The sequence below is a fragment of the Lachnospiraceae bacterium genome, assembly GCA_025758065.1.
Taxonomy (GTDB): domain Bacteria; phylum Bacillota; class Clostridia; order Lachnospirales; family Lachnospiraceae; genus Enterocloster.
The window spans coordinates 1515419-1532962 of record CP107199.1 but is presented as its reverse complement, the minus strand read 5'-3'; the positions used below and the strand labels follow the sequence as shown (position 1 = coordinate 1532962).

10 protein-coding genes are annotated in these 17544 nt (G+C 44.4%); all 10 read right to left on the bottom strand.

Annotated features, from left to right (window positions below; all coding sequences use genetic code 11):
- Positions 1-61: 61 nt before the first annotated feature.
- The 10 genes from OGM16_07025 to thrC all read right to left on the bottom strand — a co-directional run bounded on the left by OGM16_07025 (position 62) and on the right by thrC (position 17418).
- Positions 62-1798, bottom strand: coding sequence for a phospho-sugar mutase (locus tag OGM16_07025; protein ID UYJ47990.1), 1737 nt, complete (start codon positions 1796-1798; stop codon positions 62-64).
- Between the two features lie 717 nt (positions 1799-2515).
- Positions 2516-4381: a transcription termination factor Rho gene (rho, locus tag OGM16_07020; GenBank protein ID UYJ47989.1), complete on the bottom strand. Its 1866-nt coding sequence runs from the start codon at positions 4379-4381 to the stop codon at positions 2516-2518.
- 169 nt (positions 4382-4550) lie between these two features.
- On the bottom strand, positions 4551-5867 hold the full coding sequence (locus tag OGM16_07015; protein UYJ47988.1) for a replication-associated recombination protein A: 1317 nt from the start codon (positions 5865-5867) through the stop codon (positions 4551-4553).
- A gap of 208 nt (positions 5868-6075) precedes the next feature.
- Complete coding sequence (locus OGM16_07010; protein ID UYJ47987.1) at positions 6076-6771, bottom strand: polysaccharide deacetylase family protein; 696 nt, start codon at positions 6769-6771, stop codon at positions 6076-6078.
- Positions 6772-6955: 184 nt separating this feature from the next.
- Positions 6956-8890 (bottom strand): GH25 family lysozyme, encoded by a 1935-nt coding sequence (locus tag OGM16_07005; GenBank protein UYJ47986.1) that lies wholly within the window; start codon positions 8888-8890, stop codon positions 6956-6958.
- Positions 8891-8999: 109 nt separating this feature from the next.
- Positions 9000-10034, bottom strand: coding sequence for a cell wall-binding protein (locus OGM16_07000; GenBank protein UYJ47985.1), 1035 nt, complete (start codon positions 10032-10034; stop codon positions 9000-9002).
- Positions 10035-10250: 216 nt separating this feature from the next.
- The gene (locus tag OGM16_06995) at positions 10251-12134 is read right to left on the bottom strand and encodes a phosphotransferase (GenBank protein UYJ47984.1); all 1884 of its coding nucleotides are present in this window, start codon (positions 12132-12134) and stop codon (positions 10251-10253) included.
- A gap of 389 nt (positions 12135-12523) precedes the next feature.
- Positions 12524-14638: a glutamine synthetase III gene (locus OGM16_06990; GenBank protein UYJ48409.1), complete on the bottom strand. Its 2115-nt coding sequence runs from the start codon at positions 14636-14638 to the stop codon at positions 12524-12526.
- Between the two features lie 277 nt (positions 14639-14915).
- Positions 14916-15779, bottom strand: a complete 864-nt coding sequence (gene fba, locus OGM16_06985) for a class II fructose-1,6-bisphosphate aldolase (protein ID UYJ47983.1) — start codon at positions 15777-15779, stop codon at positions 14916-14918.
- Between the two features lie 142 nt (positions 15780-15921).
- A complete protein-coding gene (gene thrC / locus OGM16_06980; GenBank protein UYJ47982.1) occupies positions 15922-17418 on the bottom strand; it encodes a threonine synthase in 1497 nt (498 codons plus the stop codon).
- Between the last annotated feature and the right edge of the window lie 126 nt (positions 17419-17544).

Here is a 17544-nt window from a genome sequence, read left to right as displayed (position 1 = left end):
GTTAATGGCTTGTGAAAAACAAATGTCTGCTAACGCAGCCGCTTGTTTTTCCCTGCGCTCATTACATCATCTTATCAACCATAGCCATAACAGCTGCGCCAAGTGCATTTTCTTTCTCTTCTGCATCCTCCAGAGAGGTTCCCTTTACGCCGAAGTAGAATTTGATCTTTGGCTCAGTGCCGGATGGTCTTACGCAGATCCATGCACCGTCTTCCAGGTCATAGTAAAGAACGTTGGAAGAAGGAAGTCCGGTTGGCTTCACTTCGCCGGTTGCCATATCTTTGATGGTGTCTAACTTGTAGTCTCTTGCAGAAGTTACTTTGTAACCGCCAACTTCAGTTGGGGTATTATTTCTCAGTGTTTCCATAATGGACTGGATCTTTGCAAGTCCTTCGATGCCGGATAAGCCGATAGCCTTTACCGCGTCTTTGTAATAGCCGTATTTCTCATACATGGCGATCATGGCATCCCATAAGGTCATGCCTTTCTGCTTGTAGTATGCAGCTGCCTCGCAGAGAGCGGCTGTTGCGGAAATAGCGTCCTTATCACGGGCATAGGTTCCGATCAGGCAGCCGTAGCTTTCTTCCATTCCGAAAAGGTATGTACCATGTCCGGTAGTCTCATTCTTTAAGATCTGCTTTCCGATCCACTTAAATCCGGTAAGAACCTCGATCAGTTCTGCACCGTAGGCTTTTGCTACTGCATCGATCAGGTTGGTGGAAACTATGGATTTAACTACCTGACCGTCTGCAGGGATCTTTCCAGCTGCCTGCTTCTGGCTGAGCACGTACTCACACAGCAGGGAACCGGACATATTTCCTGTTAACGGGATATATTCGCCGGACTTAGTATCTTTTACATATACACCGAGACGGTCTGCATCCGGGTCAGTAGCCAGTACCAGATCTGCATTTTTCTCTTTTGCCAGCTTTAAGCCCAGCTCAAATGCCTCTTTTGCTTCCGGGTTTGGATAGCTTACAGTTGGGAAATCACCATCTGGCAGCTCCTGCTCCGGAACTACGTATACATGGGTAAATCCGATCTCTTTCATAACTCTTCTTGCAGGAATATTTCCTGTTCCGTGAAGAGGTGTGTATACAATAGTGATCTGATCCTGCATCTCATCAATGGCCTTCTGGTTTACTACCTGAGCCTTTACCTGGGCAATATATTTGTCATCGATCTCCTGTCCGATCACCTGGTACAGACCTGCTGCTGTTGCAGAAGCCTCGTCTGTGGTCTTTACTGTAGACAGATCTTCAATAGCCAGAACTTCTTCTGTAACGCCTTTGTCATGAGGAGGTGTAAACTGTGCGCCATCTTCCCAGTATACTTTGTAACCATTGTATTCCGGCGGATTGTGGCTTGCTGTGATATTGATACCTGCTACGCAGCCCAGCTCACGTACTGCAAAGGACAATTCCGGTGTTGGACGAAGGGATTCAAACTTATATGCCTTGATACCGTTTGCTGCTAAGGTCATAGCTGCTTCCATAGCAAATTCCGGGGACATATGACGGGAGTCGTATGCGATCGCTACGCCTTTGTCTGCTGCTCCCTGCTTGATAATATAATTTGCAAGTCCCTGGGTAGCACGTCTTACTACGTAAATATTCATACGGTTGATGCCTGCACCGATGATACCTCTTAAACCAGCGGTCCCAAACTCAAGGTCCATATAAAAACGCTCTTTGATCTCATTTTCATTTCCTTCAATGGCGCGCAGCTCTTCCTTTGTAGCCTCGTCAAAATAAGGGTTTGATAACCATTCCTGGTATATCTTCATGTAATCTTTCATTATAACATACTCCCTGCTACTAAAAACATATACAAATGTGCATATGCTAGATGATTTGCTATAATCTCACGATTTATAGTTACTGTTTCAACGTGTATGCTTTGGTGGTTAAAAGTAACACACTACTCACAAGTTCTTGTACACTCCACAGTCGTAAATTCCCGACTTAGCCATCGGTACACATCTGTAAATTCATATATTTGATTAGATACAGATTTCATCTAAGTAGTTTTTCCTTTCTTAATATTTTATGTTTTGCTACTTGGTTTTCGTAGACTTCTACCATTGTCCAAACGTCACCATCAAGGTTCTATCCTATAATTAGCAAGGCTGTTCCAACTTGCACTAGTACATCGTTTCGTAAATAACTGTACTAATCACGTAGGATGCGGATTTGAGTGTGCAGGTCTAAAAACGCAGGCGTAGCGGGCTACGCTGAGGCTTTTAGGCCTGTGCAATCAGATTTGCAGACAAGTGAGTGGTATAGTTATTTCGAAAACGATGTACTAGTTACTTCTCGACGTTTCCGACTGCTTTGACGTTAGCACAAACGAATACTCTGGATTTTGAGTATATTTGAACCTATTTGTTCACATTTAATTGTATTTTTAGTTACTTATCTTTCCTCCTGAATTAGATTTGGAGTCAAAAGGTCTTTGACATCCCCCCCTAATTCATGTTTTTTATTATACTATATCGCACATAAAAAAGAAAGTCTTAGAAGAAGCGAATCTTCTTTACCATCTCCACAAATTCCCGGTTGTTTCTGGTCTTTGCAAAGAGGTCTAATATCTTTTCTACTGCCTCATCCGGCTTTAGGGAATTGGTGGCTTTGCGGATAATATCCACTGCCTCTGCCTCTTCTTTTGTAAGGAGCAGATCGTCTCTTCTGGTACCTGATTTTAAAATGTCAATGGCTGGGAATATACGTTTTTCAGACAGCTTACGGTCCAGTACCAGCTCCATATTGCCGGTACCCTTAAATTCCTCGTAAACTACGTCATCCATACGGCTTCCGGTATCTACCAGGGCAGTTGCAAGAATGGTCAGACTGCCTTTTTCACGCATATTTCTTGCTGCACCGAAGAAGCGTTTCGGCATATGGAGCGCTGCCGGATCAAGACCTCCGGAAAGTGTACGGCCGCTTGGCGCAACTGTCAGGTTGTAGGCTCTTGCCAGACGGGTGATACTGTCTAAAAGGATGATAACATCTCTTCCATGCTCTACCAGACGTTTTGCCCGCTCAATGACCATTTCAGATACACGCTTGTGACGCTCCGGAAGCTCGTCAAAGGTGGAATAAATAACTTCTACATTTGGCCCTACAATAGCTTCCTTAATGTCTGTTACTTCCTCAGGACGCTCATCGATCAGCAGGATCATCAGATGCATATCCGGATGATTGGTGGTAATGGCCTTTGCCACCTGTTTTAAGAGAGTAGTCTTACCTGCTTTTGGCGGGGAAACGATCATACCACGCTGTCCTTTACCAATAGGTGCCAGCAGATCTAACACACGCATGGCAACAGTGGTCTTCTCTCTTGGATTTTCCATGTGGAGACGCTGATTTGGGAAAATCGGGGTCAGGTCCTCGAAGTTTGGTCTTGTTTCTGTGGCACTTAAGGGATAACCATTGACTGTTTTAATATAAAGAAGTGCGGCAAATTTTTCTGTAGCTGCTTTTATTCTTCTGTTTCCGATAATGATATCACCGGTCTTTAAGTTGAAACGGCGGATCTGGGACGGTGCTACGTAAACGTCATTTTCACCTGGAAGGAAGTTTTCACAGCGAATGAAACCGAAACCGTCAGGCATGACCTCTAAGATACCGTTTGCCTCGATACCACTATCTAATTCCGTCATGTCCTGTGTAGTCAGCCCCATGGCATCATTTCTGTATTCAGGTCTTGTCATGCGCTCCTGATTGTCCATATTCTGACTGTTATTCTGTCCATAGGTCTGATTCTGGGCAGAATAGCCCTGACTGGTAGAAGCTGCTGTCTGGGACTGGGAAACCGCAGTGCCAGATTCGGAATTGTCACGGTAGCTGCTGCTATTTCCGCTATTGTTATTATTATTGCTGTTATTATTGTAATTATTGTTATTGTTGCTGTTATTGCTATTGTTGCTGTAATTGTTATTATTGTTGTATCGATTATTGTTGTAATTGTTGTTTCCGTAGGTACGGATCTGAGGACGGGTCTGACCGTAACGCTCATAGCTTCTGTTATTTCTCTGGTTGTCACGGGAACGGTTGTCCTGGCTGCGGTTCTCCTGTGGGCGGGTCTCCTGACTGCGGTTTTCACGGTTTTCCTGGGAACGGTTCTCCTGTTCATGACTTTCCTGATAACGGGAGCTTTGTGGGCGGGTCTCCTGAACACGGTTTTCCTGCGTTTTGGGCGCCGGGACCTGCTTTGCCGGTGCTGGTGCTGCTGTCTCTTTTTCCTGCTTTCCTTTCTCTTCTTGTTCGCATAAAAGGTCGATGATCTCAGCCTTGCGGAGACCGCTGATACCTTTTATCCCCTCTTGTTTTGCCAGATCCTTCAGGGTAGTAAGGGACAATGTTTCTAATTTTTCACGCATATTATTCTCCTATCTGTTATGCATTCATGATCGCAATGTATATAATTTTTCATATTGTAAACAACGGGATTTTTTCCAGATACAGAAATTTCCTTAAAATAAATAGACAGAGCCTGCAGGCAGAATGAACTGCAGGCTGTTTTTCTTTACTTATTATAGTACGAAAATGCTACTCTTTCAACCATTTCATATGCTCTTTTATCTGCTTTTCGTATCCATTATCCGATGGTTCATAAAAAATCGTGCCTTCCATACCATCAGGAAGATATTGTTGGTTTACATAATGTTTCGGGTAATCGTGGGCATATTTGTAGCCTTCGCCATGTCCTAATTTTGCAGCACCCTTATAATGACGGTCCTGAAGATGAACAGGTACCGGCATGGTGCGGGTAGTCTTTACATTTTCCATGGCATTCTGGATCGCCATATAGGAAGCATTGCTCTTTGGGGCACAGGCTACATAGGAAGCCGCCTGGGAAAGGATGATCTGGGCTTCAGGAAGTCCGATGCGCTCTGCTGCAAGGGAAGCACTCACTGCCACGCTTAACGCCTGTGGATCTGCATTTCCCACATCTTCGGAAGCGCAGATCATAATACGCCTGGCAATAAATTTAATATCTTCCCCTGCATACAGCATACGGGCCAGATAATAAACAGCTGCATCCGGGTCTGAGCCCCGCATACTTTTAATGAAGGCGGAAACCGTATCATAATGGTTGTCCCCGTCTTTATCATAGCGCACTGCCCGCTTCTGTATACATTCCTGGGCAGCTGCCAGGTCAATATGTATCAGACCATCTTCACTGCGCCCGGTAGTGAGAACACCCAGTTCAATGGCATTTAAGGCTGCTCTGGCATCACCGTTGGCTGTATCTGCCAGAAAATCTGCAGCATCCTCATCCAGCTTTACCCGGTAAGTGCCCATACCACGTTCTGTATCAGTAACTGCCCTGTGGATCAGCTCCTTGATATCCTCTTTTTCCAGTGGCTTTAACTCAAAAATACGGGATCTGGAAAGAAGCGCCCCATTGACCTCAAAGTAGGGATTTTCCGTTGTTGCGCCGATCAGCGTCAAGGTACCGTCTTCTACAAAGGGAAGAAGATAGTCCTGCTGGCCTTTATTGAAACGGTGGATCTCGTCTACAAAGAGGATCGTCCGCCGTCCGTACATTCCCATATTGTTTTTTGCCTCTGAAACCACTTCTTCCATATCTTTTTTGCCAGCTACTGTGGCATTGATCTGTTTAAAATCAGCCTGTGTGGTATTGGCAATGACCTTTGCAAGAGTGGTCTTTCCTGTGCCTGGGGGACCATAAAATATAACAGATCCCAGTTTATCTGCCTTGATCGCCCGGTAAAGCAGCTTATCTTTTCCAATGATATGCTGCTGCCCCACTACTTCGTCCAGTGTCCGGGGACGGAGCCTGGATGCCAGGGGGGACTCTTTTTCCATGGCATTTTCTCTCATATAATCAAATAAATCCATTTATTTTCTCTCCATACCTTTTCGCTATGTACTTGTTGCCACTGATATTATTACTCAGATCACTACTCCGATCGTCACTTTGATTCCCACGCTGACACGCTCCACCGCCTGCCATCACAGGCTGAACCTTCCGTATATGGCCCGGTAAAAATATGACCCGGTAAAAACAAATGCCACCTGCACAGTGACGCCTGTTTTCCTTGCGGACTCATTCGATCAGTAATTCATCTGCCGTTACAAAAACATATCCTTCCTTTTGCAGTATATCGATCAATTCCAGAGCTGCTTCTACAGAGGAAGGAAATATATCATGTAATAATATAATATCCCCATCTTTTACATCTTTCAAGACCTGACGAATGATCTTTCCTGTATCTTTCAGCTTCCAGTCCAGGGAATCTAGTGACCACAGGACAGGTGTCATTCCAATCTCTTCTTCCAGCTCTTCATTCCAGTCTCCATAGGGCGGCCGTATATATTCCGGGCGTTTCCCTGTAATAGCTTCAATCTGTTCCTGTGTATGTTCCACCGCTTCACAGACCGCCTTCGCTCCTGCTTTCGTCAGCTGGATATGTTCATAACTGTGGTTGCCGATCAGATGCCCTTCTTCACTCATCCGCTTTACAATGTCTTCTTCTCCTTCTATGTTCTTTCCCATAAGGAAAAAGGTGGCATGGACCCCACGTTCTTTCAGACCGTCTAATAAGATGGGGGTATATTTCCGGCTTGGACCATCATCAAAGGTCAACGCTATATACTTTGGCGTGCCTGCTGTTTTTGAAATTACCGGAAGGGAAAATATTTTTTCTGTATCAGTATGACCATTTTTCAGGAAGAGGGCGGACAGAAAAAGATCCGTAGTAAGAAGTAAAAAGAGAAAATATTTTATATATCGGTTATGCATGACACAGATCACCTAAAGACTGGTATCTGTTTATTTTATGCTGAAAAATATTGAAAAATACTGTTTTTATGTCAAATGTTAAAACAGGATCCAGCAGGTCTAAACAATCTGAAAGAAACATAGGACCTTTCGCATGCACGAATGGTCCTATGTCTTTTAGGGACTTATTTCACAGCCCTGTTTATCAGCCTGGTGCCTGACCAGTAGTTATCTCACTGCTGTTTCCTGTATTAGCGGAGTCCTTCTTTACTCCCGGTCCTACGTTTTTGCCTGTTACTTTCTGATCATCAGAAGAGGAACCTGAATTACTGTTGCCTGATGGACCTTCAGAAGGATTTACAGGGGTGATCTGTACGTTATTGCCTGTATTACCTGTATTGCTGCCTGAAACATTATTGCCGGTATTTGTATTTCCTGGATCCTGGCTATTCTGGTTACTGTCACTATTTTCCTGGCTCTGGACACTTAATGCTCCATCTGCACCAGCCTGGTAAACAGTTCCATTTATCTCTATTGACCTGCCAGCGACCATGCGGCCATCTGAAGGATCCAGATAATAATGGATTCCACCTGCATCGATCATACCGGTTGCCATGCGCCCATCACCATTAAAGTAATACCATGCGCCGTCTAACTGTCTCCAGCCGGTTGCCATAGCACCTGAGCCTTTCAGGTAATATTTACTGCCTGCTTCTGTAAGCCAGCCGGTCTGCATCACACCGTCACTGCCAGTATAGTACCAGATGCCATTATCATTGATCCACCCCTTTAACATATCACCGGAGCTGCCAAGATAATACCATTTGCCATTCTGGCCAGTCCAGCCAGTAAGCATTTTCCCGGAATTTTCCAGATAATACCGTTTGCCGCTGACCTCGATCCAGCCAGTCTGCATCACGCCGTCATTGCCGGTATAGTACCAGGTGCCATTATCATTGATCCAGCCTTTCTTCACAGCGCCGCTACTTCCAAGGTAGTACCATTTTCCATTTTCTGCCTGCCATCCAGTCTTCATTTTTCCGGTAGTGGTGTCCAGATAGTAACTTGCGCCTGCTACTGTGATCCAGCCGGTGGATGCAAGGCCATCTTTGTCCATGTAATACCAGTCATCCCCATCTTTCGCCCAGGCATTTTTCTGCTTCTGGTAATTTGCATAATAATAACGCTTTCCGTTAATAGTACGCCAGGTATCAGCGGGGATCACAGAAGAAAAGTCCTTAAACTGAAAGTCAATATCCACTCTTGTTTTGATGCCATTTACAGAGCCACTGCTGGTTGCCTGCCACATCACCGGATTCTGGTAGGTTGGGCGGGCAGAATAACGTGCTACCCATACAGGATAGTTCATCTGGCTCATATCCAGTTTGTTTTTCAGCCAGTTCTCATTTGCATAGATAATGGGGTAATAACCTGCTTGTGAGATCCGCTTGCAGAACGCATTAGCAATGGCTGCCAGCTCTGACTTTGAGAGATTTCCCTGAGTGGAATCTTCCATATCAAAGGCTACGGGATAAGAAATGGGATAATCATTAATAAGGTTTAACACAAAATCTGCTTCCTGGACTGCCATATCTGTGGTAGTTGCAAGGGAATAAATATAAACGCCTACTTTAATACCATTGGCAGCTGCATTCTGGATATTTTTGTGGAAATATGGATCTACCGCCCCTTTTGAACGTGTTCCCAGCATAACAAAGGAAATATCATCCTTTGCCACCTGGCTCCAGTTGATCTCTTCCTGCCATCTGGATACGTCAATTCCACGATGGAGCACATTCTGGATGGCACTTCCGTCTGGCATCTGATAGGTACCGTTTACTTTCTTCCAGGCATTGGCATTTGCAGTAGTGTCACTGGAGGAAGTGTTTGAATTATTGGTATTATTGTTGTTATTGGTATTATTGTTATTGTTTGAATTATTGGTATTTGGTGTGGAATTGGATGAAGTCTTATTTCCCGGATCTCCAGGTCCTCCGGCAGAGATCTCTGTTACACGGGAAGCGTCATCTCCCGGACCAGCTGCCAGTACAGGAACAGCATTTCCCAGGCTTGCAAGTCCCAAAACGCCTGCCAATGCCAGTGCCCGGCAGCGCTTTATCATTTTATCTGTACGATTCATATTTTTCTCCTGAAAAAGGGGATGTCGCCTGTCTGACATCCCCCATTATATGAATGTCCTCCCGGATTCCGGGAGAACATCTGATCCTTTGTTTACGAAATCCCTCTTATCAGCCTGGTCCGTCTGTACGTCCTGCCACTAAGGTATCAGAGCTGGATGTGGTCCCTGACGGGTTTGCCGGATTGCTTCCGGAAGGTCCATTACTGGAAGCAGAATTTTTCTTTACGCCAGGTCCGCCATTTTCACCTGTTACACCGCCGGAACTGGAGGTACTGCTTGCCGGTGTCTGTGCAGATACGCCGCTTGCATTCTGGCATGCACCGCTTGCATCAAAGTTATAGGTAGTTCCGCTGATCTCCAAAGAAGTTCCTGCAGTCATCTTTCCGCCATTAGACGGGTTCATGTAATAGATCTTATTATCTACCTGGATCCAGCCGGTCATCATATGTCCATTGGTATTAAAGTAATACCATGCATTATCGATCTGTTTCCAGCCTACGCTCATCTTTCCATTGCTCTGATCCATATAGTATTTGCTGCTTTCGCTGTCAGTAAGCCAGCCAGTAAGCATACGGCCATCTGTATTCAGATAATAGTAATCTGTGTCGACTTTTGCCCAGCCGGTCATCATCTTTCCATCTGTTCCGAACAGATACCAGTTATTTTTGATCTGTGCCCAGGAATTTACCACGCACTTACCGTTGCTCTGGAAATAGTACCAGGAGCCTTCCATCTGGCGCCAGCCGGTTCCCATAGAGCCATCACCACGCATAAAATAATAATCGTTTCCGATTTTTAACCAGCCAGTAACCATGGTGCCGTCATCTAAAAAGTAATACCATTTGCCATATTCCGGATTTGCCCAACGGTTCTGTGCCATTACGCCGTTTGGACGGAAGAAATACCATTTTCCGTCAATCTGTTTAAATCCGGTAGTCATATGTCCATCGGAAAGGTCCATATAATATTTTCCCTCGCTGGTTTCCAGCCAGCCTGTATATGTCTTGCCCTGATAAATGTAGGTCCAGTGGTCATTTGACTTGGTCCAGCCATCTGCGGCGTATGAATTGAACACTGATCCCACTGCCATAGCACCGATCATACCGGCTGCTGCAAGGGCTGCAAAATATTTTTTACGTCCCATGTCTCTCCTCCTGTTATTTGTGTATCGTGATCTCTTTTTCTTTTCTATATTTTTCACTGATCCGCTTTTCACTGTTCTGCTTTTGTTGGTCTGCTTTCTACTGATCTGTTTTCACTGTTCGGTCAGTTTTTTTGTTCTTAATCAAGTATATCACAAATGAACTTTCCATGATTAACATTTTTATTACAATTTTCTGAAACCTGGCAGTTGGGATCTCTAAAAGAACTGCGGCAGTTCCTTCATCAGTTTCTTATAATATCGTTTTGCATACCGGTACATGATAATGGTATACTCTCCAAATTCTTCTCCCAGACTTGCCTTGTATACAGCCCATAAGCACCAGAGGAAACCGCCCAAAGCCGCATCTGCATAGGTAATGAACCGCTCTCTGTCATCCGGTCTTCGCTGTAAGTACAGTTCCAGCAATTTTTCGGTCTGTTCTTCTTCATAATAAGAATAGATAGCGCACATGGAAACATCCATTAACGGATCGCACATGCCTGCATATTCCCAGTCAAGAAGTTTTGCACTGTGATCCGGGAAGATCAGGAAGTTATCCACATTTGCGTCAATATGGCACAAACATTGTGGAAGTTGCATTTTATCCAGCGCATCCAGCAGCCGGTTTACCCATTCACGGACCTGGCTGTAATCCTCAAAAGGAATACCGCCATGTTCCAGACAAAGCTTCTCGTAAGAGCTGATCCGTTCTCTGATATCAAAGCTGTGGCCTACTTTTAAGCCTGCTTCATGGAGCTTTCGCACCATATCCATACAAAGCTTCATATCATCCCAGTTATCGGCGCTGGCATTGCGGGTATTTTCATAGTATTCAGAGATCTTATAACCAGTCTTCGGATTCAGATACAGCACATGTTCTGTGATACCTAAAGGACGGATGGCATCGTAAACTTCTTTTTCCTGCTCTCTGTTAATAAGAAGTTCTGTGCCCGGTCCCGGAATACGGCAGATACAGTGATGATCTCCAGTGCGGAACAGGAATGATTTGTTGGTCATTCCGGATTTTAAGCATTTAATGTCTGTGATCTGGGATTCCTGAACGTGGAACACTTCTGCCACCAGCTCCATTGCTTCATTATCAGAGTGGTTCTGGTAATGGGTATCAAACAGGCGCAGCTCTTCCAGGTTTTCAAATTCATATACCTGGTCATCCGGCTGACGGTTGATGTCCATTTCGATCTGACCCCATTTAGATGCAGGAACACCACAGGCTTCTTCTGTCTGTTTTAACAGCTCTTTGTCCTCTTTTTCCAGACGGTGTTTTGCTTCTCCCTTTAACATATCTACATAAGGCTGTTCCCAGTAGAACTGCTCGGTTCCCGGGATCTGGTAATAAGCCTCTAAAACAGGAAGGAACCTGGCTGAGAACTCTCTGGAAAGATACACGGGACCATACATAAACCATACATCTTTTCCACCTACATTCACATCGCTGATATGTCCTTTTTTATTGAAGGTAAAGCACCATTCCTTTGTCTCCCCTTCTTCGTGGGCTGCGCTGTACCAGGCGCCGCATTCATAGGAATGGTACATATTTTCCCGCATCCAGTTATCAGATGAAAGAATGTATACATTCCGGCCCTTTAAAAACTTTCTGGCCCTGTATACCGTAGCCAGAGTATTTTTACAGGAATACTCCGGATTGTATAACAGTCTCACATCAAATTTATCAATAAGATATTCAAATTTTTCTTTTAAATAGCCTACTGCAATGGTAATGTCGTAGATTCCCACTTCATGGAGCTGTTTGATCTGACGTTCGATCATGCGCTCACCAAAAACTTCCAGAAGACCCTTTGGGGTTTCGAAAGTAAGTGGCACAAAGCGGGATCCAAAACCGGCTGCAATGATCAGTGCTCCGTCTACTTTATAGGGCTTTAAAAGCTCTTTTCCCTTTTCCAGAAGAATAAGATGTTTTTCTTTCCCATTTTCTTCCTCTGCAATATATCCCTCTGCCAGACATTCCTTTACCAGTCCATTGACTGTTCCCAGGGAAATATCCATGTTTTTCGCCATTTCCCGCTGTGTGATGTCCGGTTTTTCCAGTATATTTCTGCATACCAATGCCTGTCGGTCCATAAATTCTGACTCCTTTTCCTGTTTGCATGTTCATTTTCAATCGTTTTTTAATACATGTGAACATTATAGCACAGGGAGTTTAAAATGCAAGGTAAACAATGGCATAAATAAAATGCCCTTTAGTGATACGCTATATATCACCAGAAGGGCATTTTATTATGATTCTGATATGTATAATACCAGGGTCAAAAGGTCAGAAATCCGATGCAAGCTTGCTTGCAGGAGGATTTTTGAACTTGGGACCCGCCAAAAACATGAGTAAGAAGCCATTTTTTGAAGAAAAATGAGCGGATTACGAATGTTTTTAGAATTGCGAGAGTGCAAAGCACGTAGCAATTCGGTATCAGAGGGGTCAAAATACCTTTTGACCCCAACATCATCATATGTATTTAAACTTCAAATATCAGGTCGCCGTAGCTTGGCATTGGCCATAATTCTTTGTCTACCAGCATTTCCAGTTTATCTACCGGAGTTCTTAATGCTGCCATTGCAGGAACTACTTCCTCATGGTAAGCAACTGCCTGGTTTTTGCCGCCATCCATTGCTGCGCTCTTTTCAGTAATTTCAGTCAGTTTTGCAAGAGCCAGTTTTGTTTCTGCCAGAAGATCAGAGGTCTCTAACAGAAGCTCTGTCTGGGTGCTTACATCTGCTTCAGGGCAAGCACTCTTTACTGCGGAGATGGAAGCTGCAAGAGCGGTTGTGTATTTGATAACAGCCGGGATGATCTGCTTTCCAGCCATATCGATCATAGTCTTTGCTTCGATGTTGATAGCCTTTGCATAGCCTTCATACTCAACTTCTACTCTGGACTCCAGCTCGGTCTTTGTGAATACGCCGAATTCTTCAAACAGCTTTACAGCCTTGTCTGTGATCAGTGCCGGAATAGCATCTACCATAGACTTGATGTTTGGAAGTCCTCTTCTCTCAGCTTCTGCTACCCACTCATCGGAATAACCATTTCCATTGAATACAACTCTCTTGTGAGCTGCCAGGGTTTCCTTGATCAGGTCATGTACAGCCATATCAAAGTTATCTGCCTTCTCCAGCTTGTCAGCTGCTTCCTTGAAGGCTTCAGCGATAATGGTATTTAATACTGTATTTGCAGATGCAATAGAGTCGGAAGAACCTACCATACGGAACTCGAACTTGTTTCCTGTAAATGCAAATGGAGAGGTTCTGTTTCTATCGGTTGCGTCTTTATCAAAGTCAGGAAGGATATCAACACCTGTTTTTAAAGTTCCGCCCTGCTTGGAGTGAGTTGCCTCACCAGTATCACAAAGCTGATCGATGACATCTTCCAGCTGCTCGCCTAAGAAGATAGAAATGATCGCTGGCGGTGCCTCGTTTGCTCCCAGTCTGTGATCATTTCCTACGTTGGAAGCAGATTCTCTTAACAGGTCTGCGTGGATATCTACTGCCTTGATGATGCATGCCAGAACTAACAGGAACTGGATGTTCTCATGAGGTGTATCTCCCGGGTTCATCAGGTTAGTACCGTCATCTGCTGTCAGGGACCAGTTGTTATGCTTACCGGAACCATTGACACCTGCAAATGGCTTTTCATGAAGGAGGCATGCAAGTCCGTGGCGTTCTGCCACTTTCTTCATAGTCTCCATAACGATCTGGTTATGGTCTACAGCCTGGTTTACACCTTCATAGATCGGTGCCAGCTCATGCTGTGCAGGAGCTACTTCGTTATGCTGTGTTTTTGCAGGAACACCTAATTTCCAAAGCTCCTTATTTAAGTCGTTCATGTAGGAACCGATACGCTCACGGATAACACCAAAGTAGTGGTCATCCATTTCCTGTCCCTTTGGAGGCATTGCCCCGAAAAGAGTACGTCCGGTATAGATCAGGTCTTTACGCTGTAAATATTTTGCACGGTCTACAATGAAATACTCCTGCTCAGGTCCTACAGAAGGAACTACTCGCTTTGCAGTGGTATTTCCGAAAAGACGGAGGATACGCAGTGCCTGCTCGTTTACTGCCTGCATAGAACGAAGAAGAGGTGTCTTCTTATCCAGTGCCTCGCCCTTATAGGAGCAGAAGGAAGTAGGAATGCAAAGGGTAACACCAATAGCATCTTCTTTTAAGAAGGCTGGGGAAGTACAATCCCATACTGTATAACCTCTTGCCTCGAAAGTTGCTCTTAAACCGCCGGATGGGAAGGAAGATGCATCAGGCTCGCCCTTGATCAGTTCTTTTCCGGAGAATTCCATGATCACTTTTCCGTCTACCGGTGCTGAAATAAAGGAGTCATGTTTCTCAGCAGTTACTCCGGTCAGCGGCTGGAACCAGTGGGTAAAATGGGTTGCGCCATGTTCAATGGCCCAATCCTTCATGGCATGTGCCACAACGTCTGCAATACTTGGATCCAACTCAGCGCCATCTTCAATGGTCTTTTTCAGTTTTTTGTACACACTCTTTGGCAGGCGGTCTTTCATGACTGCGTCATTAAATACGTCCTTGCCAAACATCTCTGAAACACTTACTACTTCGCTCATAGATTCTCCATCCTCTCTTGCATCATTTTTTATGATTTCCATAAATCCTCATTCGAGATGCTTTTCTTCAGCTATTTGCAGTACATCCCTTACTATCTTTACCTGAAAACCTAATTTTTTTAAGTTTAAAGTATCAGGTAGTAAAAAAGGCGCTCTCCTAATATAGAGAACGCCTTCGTTCTTTCTTAAAATAAACCATTTCTTTTAAAATTGCAAGTGGTTTTTTAAAAAAAGATTTTGTATTGTACTAACTTATTTTGTGATATCTGCTTTATTTTCAGGCTTTGCCAACGGAGCCAAACAGTTCCATTTTTTCTTTTACAGTAGCCTTGATAGCTTCTGCGCCTGGTGCTAACAGCTTTCTTGGGTCGAAGCCCTTGCCCTGTAAGTCTTTTCCTTCTTCAACATACTTTCTGGTTGCTGCTGCAAAGGACAGCTGGCATTCAGTATTTACATTGATCTTAGCAACGCCAAGGCTGATGGCTTTCTTGATCATGTCAGCCGGGATTCCGGTACCGCCGTGAAGAACTAATGGCATATCGCCAACTGCCTTCTTAACATTTTCCAGAACTTCAAAGTTTAATCCCTGCCAGTTAGCCGGATATTTTCCATGGATGTTGCCGATACCTGCTGCCAGGAAGTCAATACCCAGATCTGCAATAGCCTTGCACTCATTAGGATCTGCGCATTCACCCATACCTACTACGCCATCTTCTTCGCCGCCGATGGAGCCAACCTCAGCCTCTAAGGACAGACCCATAGCATGTGCGATCTTTACCAGTTCCTTGGTCTTGTCAATATTCTCTTCGATCGGATAATGGGAACCGTCAAACATAATGGAGGAAAATCCTGCTTTGATACACTTATAGCAGCCCTCATAAGTACCATGATCCAGATGCAGTGCAACAGGAACGGTGATATTCAGTTCATCGATCATAGCGGATACCATAGCTGCTACGGTCTTGAAACCGGTCATGTATTTTCCTGCGCCCTCAGATACACCCAGGATAACAGGGGAATTTAATTCCTGTGCTGTTAAAAGGATGGATTTGGTCCACTCAAGGTTGTTGATATTAAACTGTCCTACTGCGTATTTGCCTGCTCTTGCTTTTTCAAGCATTTCTTTTGCTGATACTAACATTTTTATTCCTCCTTGTACATACTGTAATTTTGCACTGTGTCCCGGATTTTCCGGATACCTGTCTTTGTTAAATATATAACTTTGTTATATTCTTAACGTACTAATCCATTATACTCTATCTTGTCCTAAAATGGAAGCTGTTTTAAGCGATTCCAAGGATATTCTTTACAGTTTCACCCATTTTATCCACATCGCATTCTGTATTGTGGCGGATCACTGCGCTGCGCAGTTCTTCTACTGCCTTTGGAACCGGTGTGCCGGATACTTCAGACAGCTCATCTACTACTGCAAATTCATCCTTTCCTTCTACAGCAGACTTACCTTTAATAGCCTCTAAAACGCTGTGGGAGAACTTGTATGGGCTTGCGGTAGATGCGATCACAGTCTTGGTCTGATCCCCTGTTTCTGCCTTATATGCATTGTAAACGGTAGCTGCAACACCTGTATGGGTATCGATCAGGTATCCTGTATCTTCAAAGATCTTGCGGATAGTTGCCTCATTCTGTGCCTCTGTAGCAAAACCGCCTCTGAAATCGGACATGAACTGGCGCATGTTCCCAGTTACTGTATAACTTCCCTTTTCAGAAAGGTCTTTCATAAGAGCTGCATCTGCTGCTGCATCGCAGCCTGTGCTTAAATAGATCAGACGCTCTAAATTGCTGGAGATCAGGATATCCATGGAAGGGGAATTAGTTAAGATAAATTCTCTCTTTCTGTCATAGGTTCCTGTTGTGAAGAAGTCATAAAGAACTTTGTTGTCATTGGAAGCGCAGATCAGGGTCTTGATAGGCACACCCATATGCTTTGCAAAATATGCAGCAAGAATATTTCCGAAGTTGCCGGTAGGCACTACAACGTTGATCTCTTCTCCGTTCTCGATCTGCTCATTTTCCAGCAGTTTTGCATATGCATATACATAATAAACTACCTGTGGGACCAGACGGCCGATATTGATAGAGTTTGCAGAGGAAAACTGGAAGCCGGCCTCTGCCATTTCTTTTTCAAGTTCTTTGTTGCCAAACAGCTTCTTTACCCCGGTCTGTGCATCATCAAAGTTTCCATGAATGGCAACTACGCTGGTATTATCACCTTTCTGGGTACGCATCTGCAGTTCCTGAACCTTGCTGACACCGCCCTTTGGATAAAATACGATAATACGTGTTCCCGGAACGTCAGCAAAACCTGCCATCGCAGCTTTTCCCGTATCACCGGAGGTAGCAGTTAAGATCACGATTTCTTTATCTGCGTGGTTTTTCTTTGCAGCAGTGGTCATAAGATGAGGAAGAATGGAAAGTGCCATGTCTTTGAAAGCAATGGTACTGCCATGATAAAGCTCCAGGAAATACGCTCCGTCTGCCTTTGCTAAAGGCGCGATCTCCTCTGTATCAAACTTGCTGTCATATGCACTTGCGATACAGGTTTTTAATTCTTCCTCTGTATAATCTGTCAGGAAAAGCTTCATCACTTCATAGGCTGTTTCCTGATAGGTCATTCCTGCAAGCTGTTCTAAGGTCTTGTCCAGCCTCGGGATCTCTGTAGGCATGAAAAGTCCGCCGTCTTCTGCCAGACCCTTTAAAATGGCCTGTGACGCTGTAACACCTTTCTGTCCGCCTCTGGTACTTTCGTAGGATAATGCCATGATTTTTCTTCCTCTCTTTTTTATGAATGTTTATGATAATGTCACCGTCAGGTAACATATCCGTTTAATAGCAAAATGATCGTTAAACAGATATTATACGTTGGGGTCAAAAGCTATTTTGGTACT

Coding starts and splice junctions, on each gene's coding strand:
- OGM16_07025 (UYJ47990.1), bottom strand. CDS start 1,798: ATGAAAGATTACATGAAGATATACCAGGAATGGTTATCAAACCCTTAT.
- rho (UYJ47989.1), bottom strand. CDS start 4,381: ATGCGTGAAAAATTAGAAACATTGTCCCTTACTACCCTGAAGGATCTG.
- OGM16_07015 (UYJ47988.1), bottom strand. CDS start 5,867: ATGGATTTATTTGATTATATGAGAGAAAATGCCATGGAAAAAGAGTCC.
- OGM16_07010 (UYJ47987.1), bottom strand. CDS start 6,771: ATGCATAACCGATATATAAAATATTTTCTCTTTTTACTTCTTACTACG.
- OGM16_07005 (UYJ47986.1), bottom strand. CDS start 8,890: ATGAATCGTACAGATAAAATGATAAAGCGCTGCCGGGCACTGGCATTG.
- OGM16_07000 (UYJ47985.1), bottom strand. CDS start 10,034: ATGGGACGTAAAAAATATTTTGCAGCCCTTGCAGCAGCCGGTATGATC.
- OGM16_06995 (UYJ47984.1), bottom strand. CDS start 12,134: ATGGACCGACAGGCATTGGTATGCAGAAATATACTGGAAAAACCGGAC.
- OGM16_06990 (UYJ48409.1), bottom strand. CDS start 14,638: ATGAGCGAAGTAGTAAGTGTTTCAGAGATGTTTGGCAAGGACGTATTT.
- fba (UYJ47983.1), bottom strand. CDS start 15,779: ATGTTAGTATCAGCAAAAGAAATGCTTGAAAAAGCAAGAGCAGGCAAA.
- thrC (UYJ47982.1), bottom strand. CDS start 17,418: ATGGCATTATCCTACGAAAGTACCAGAGGCGGACAGAAAGGTGTTACA.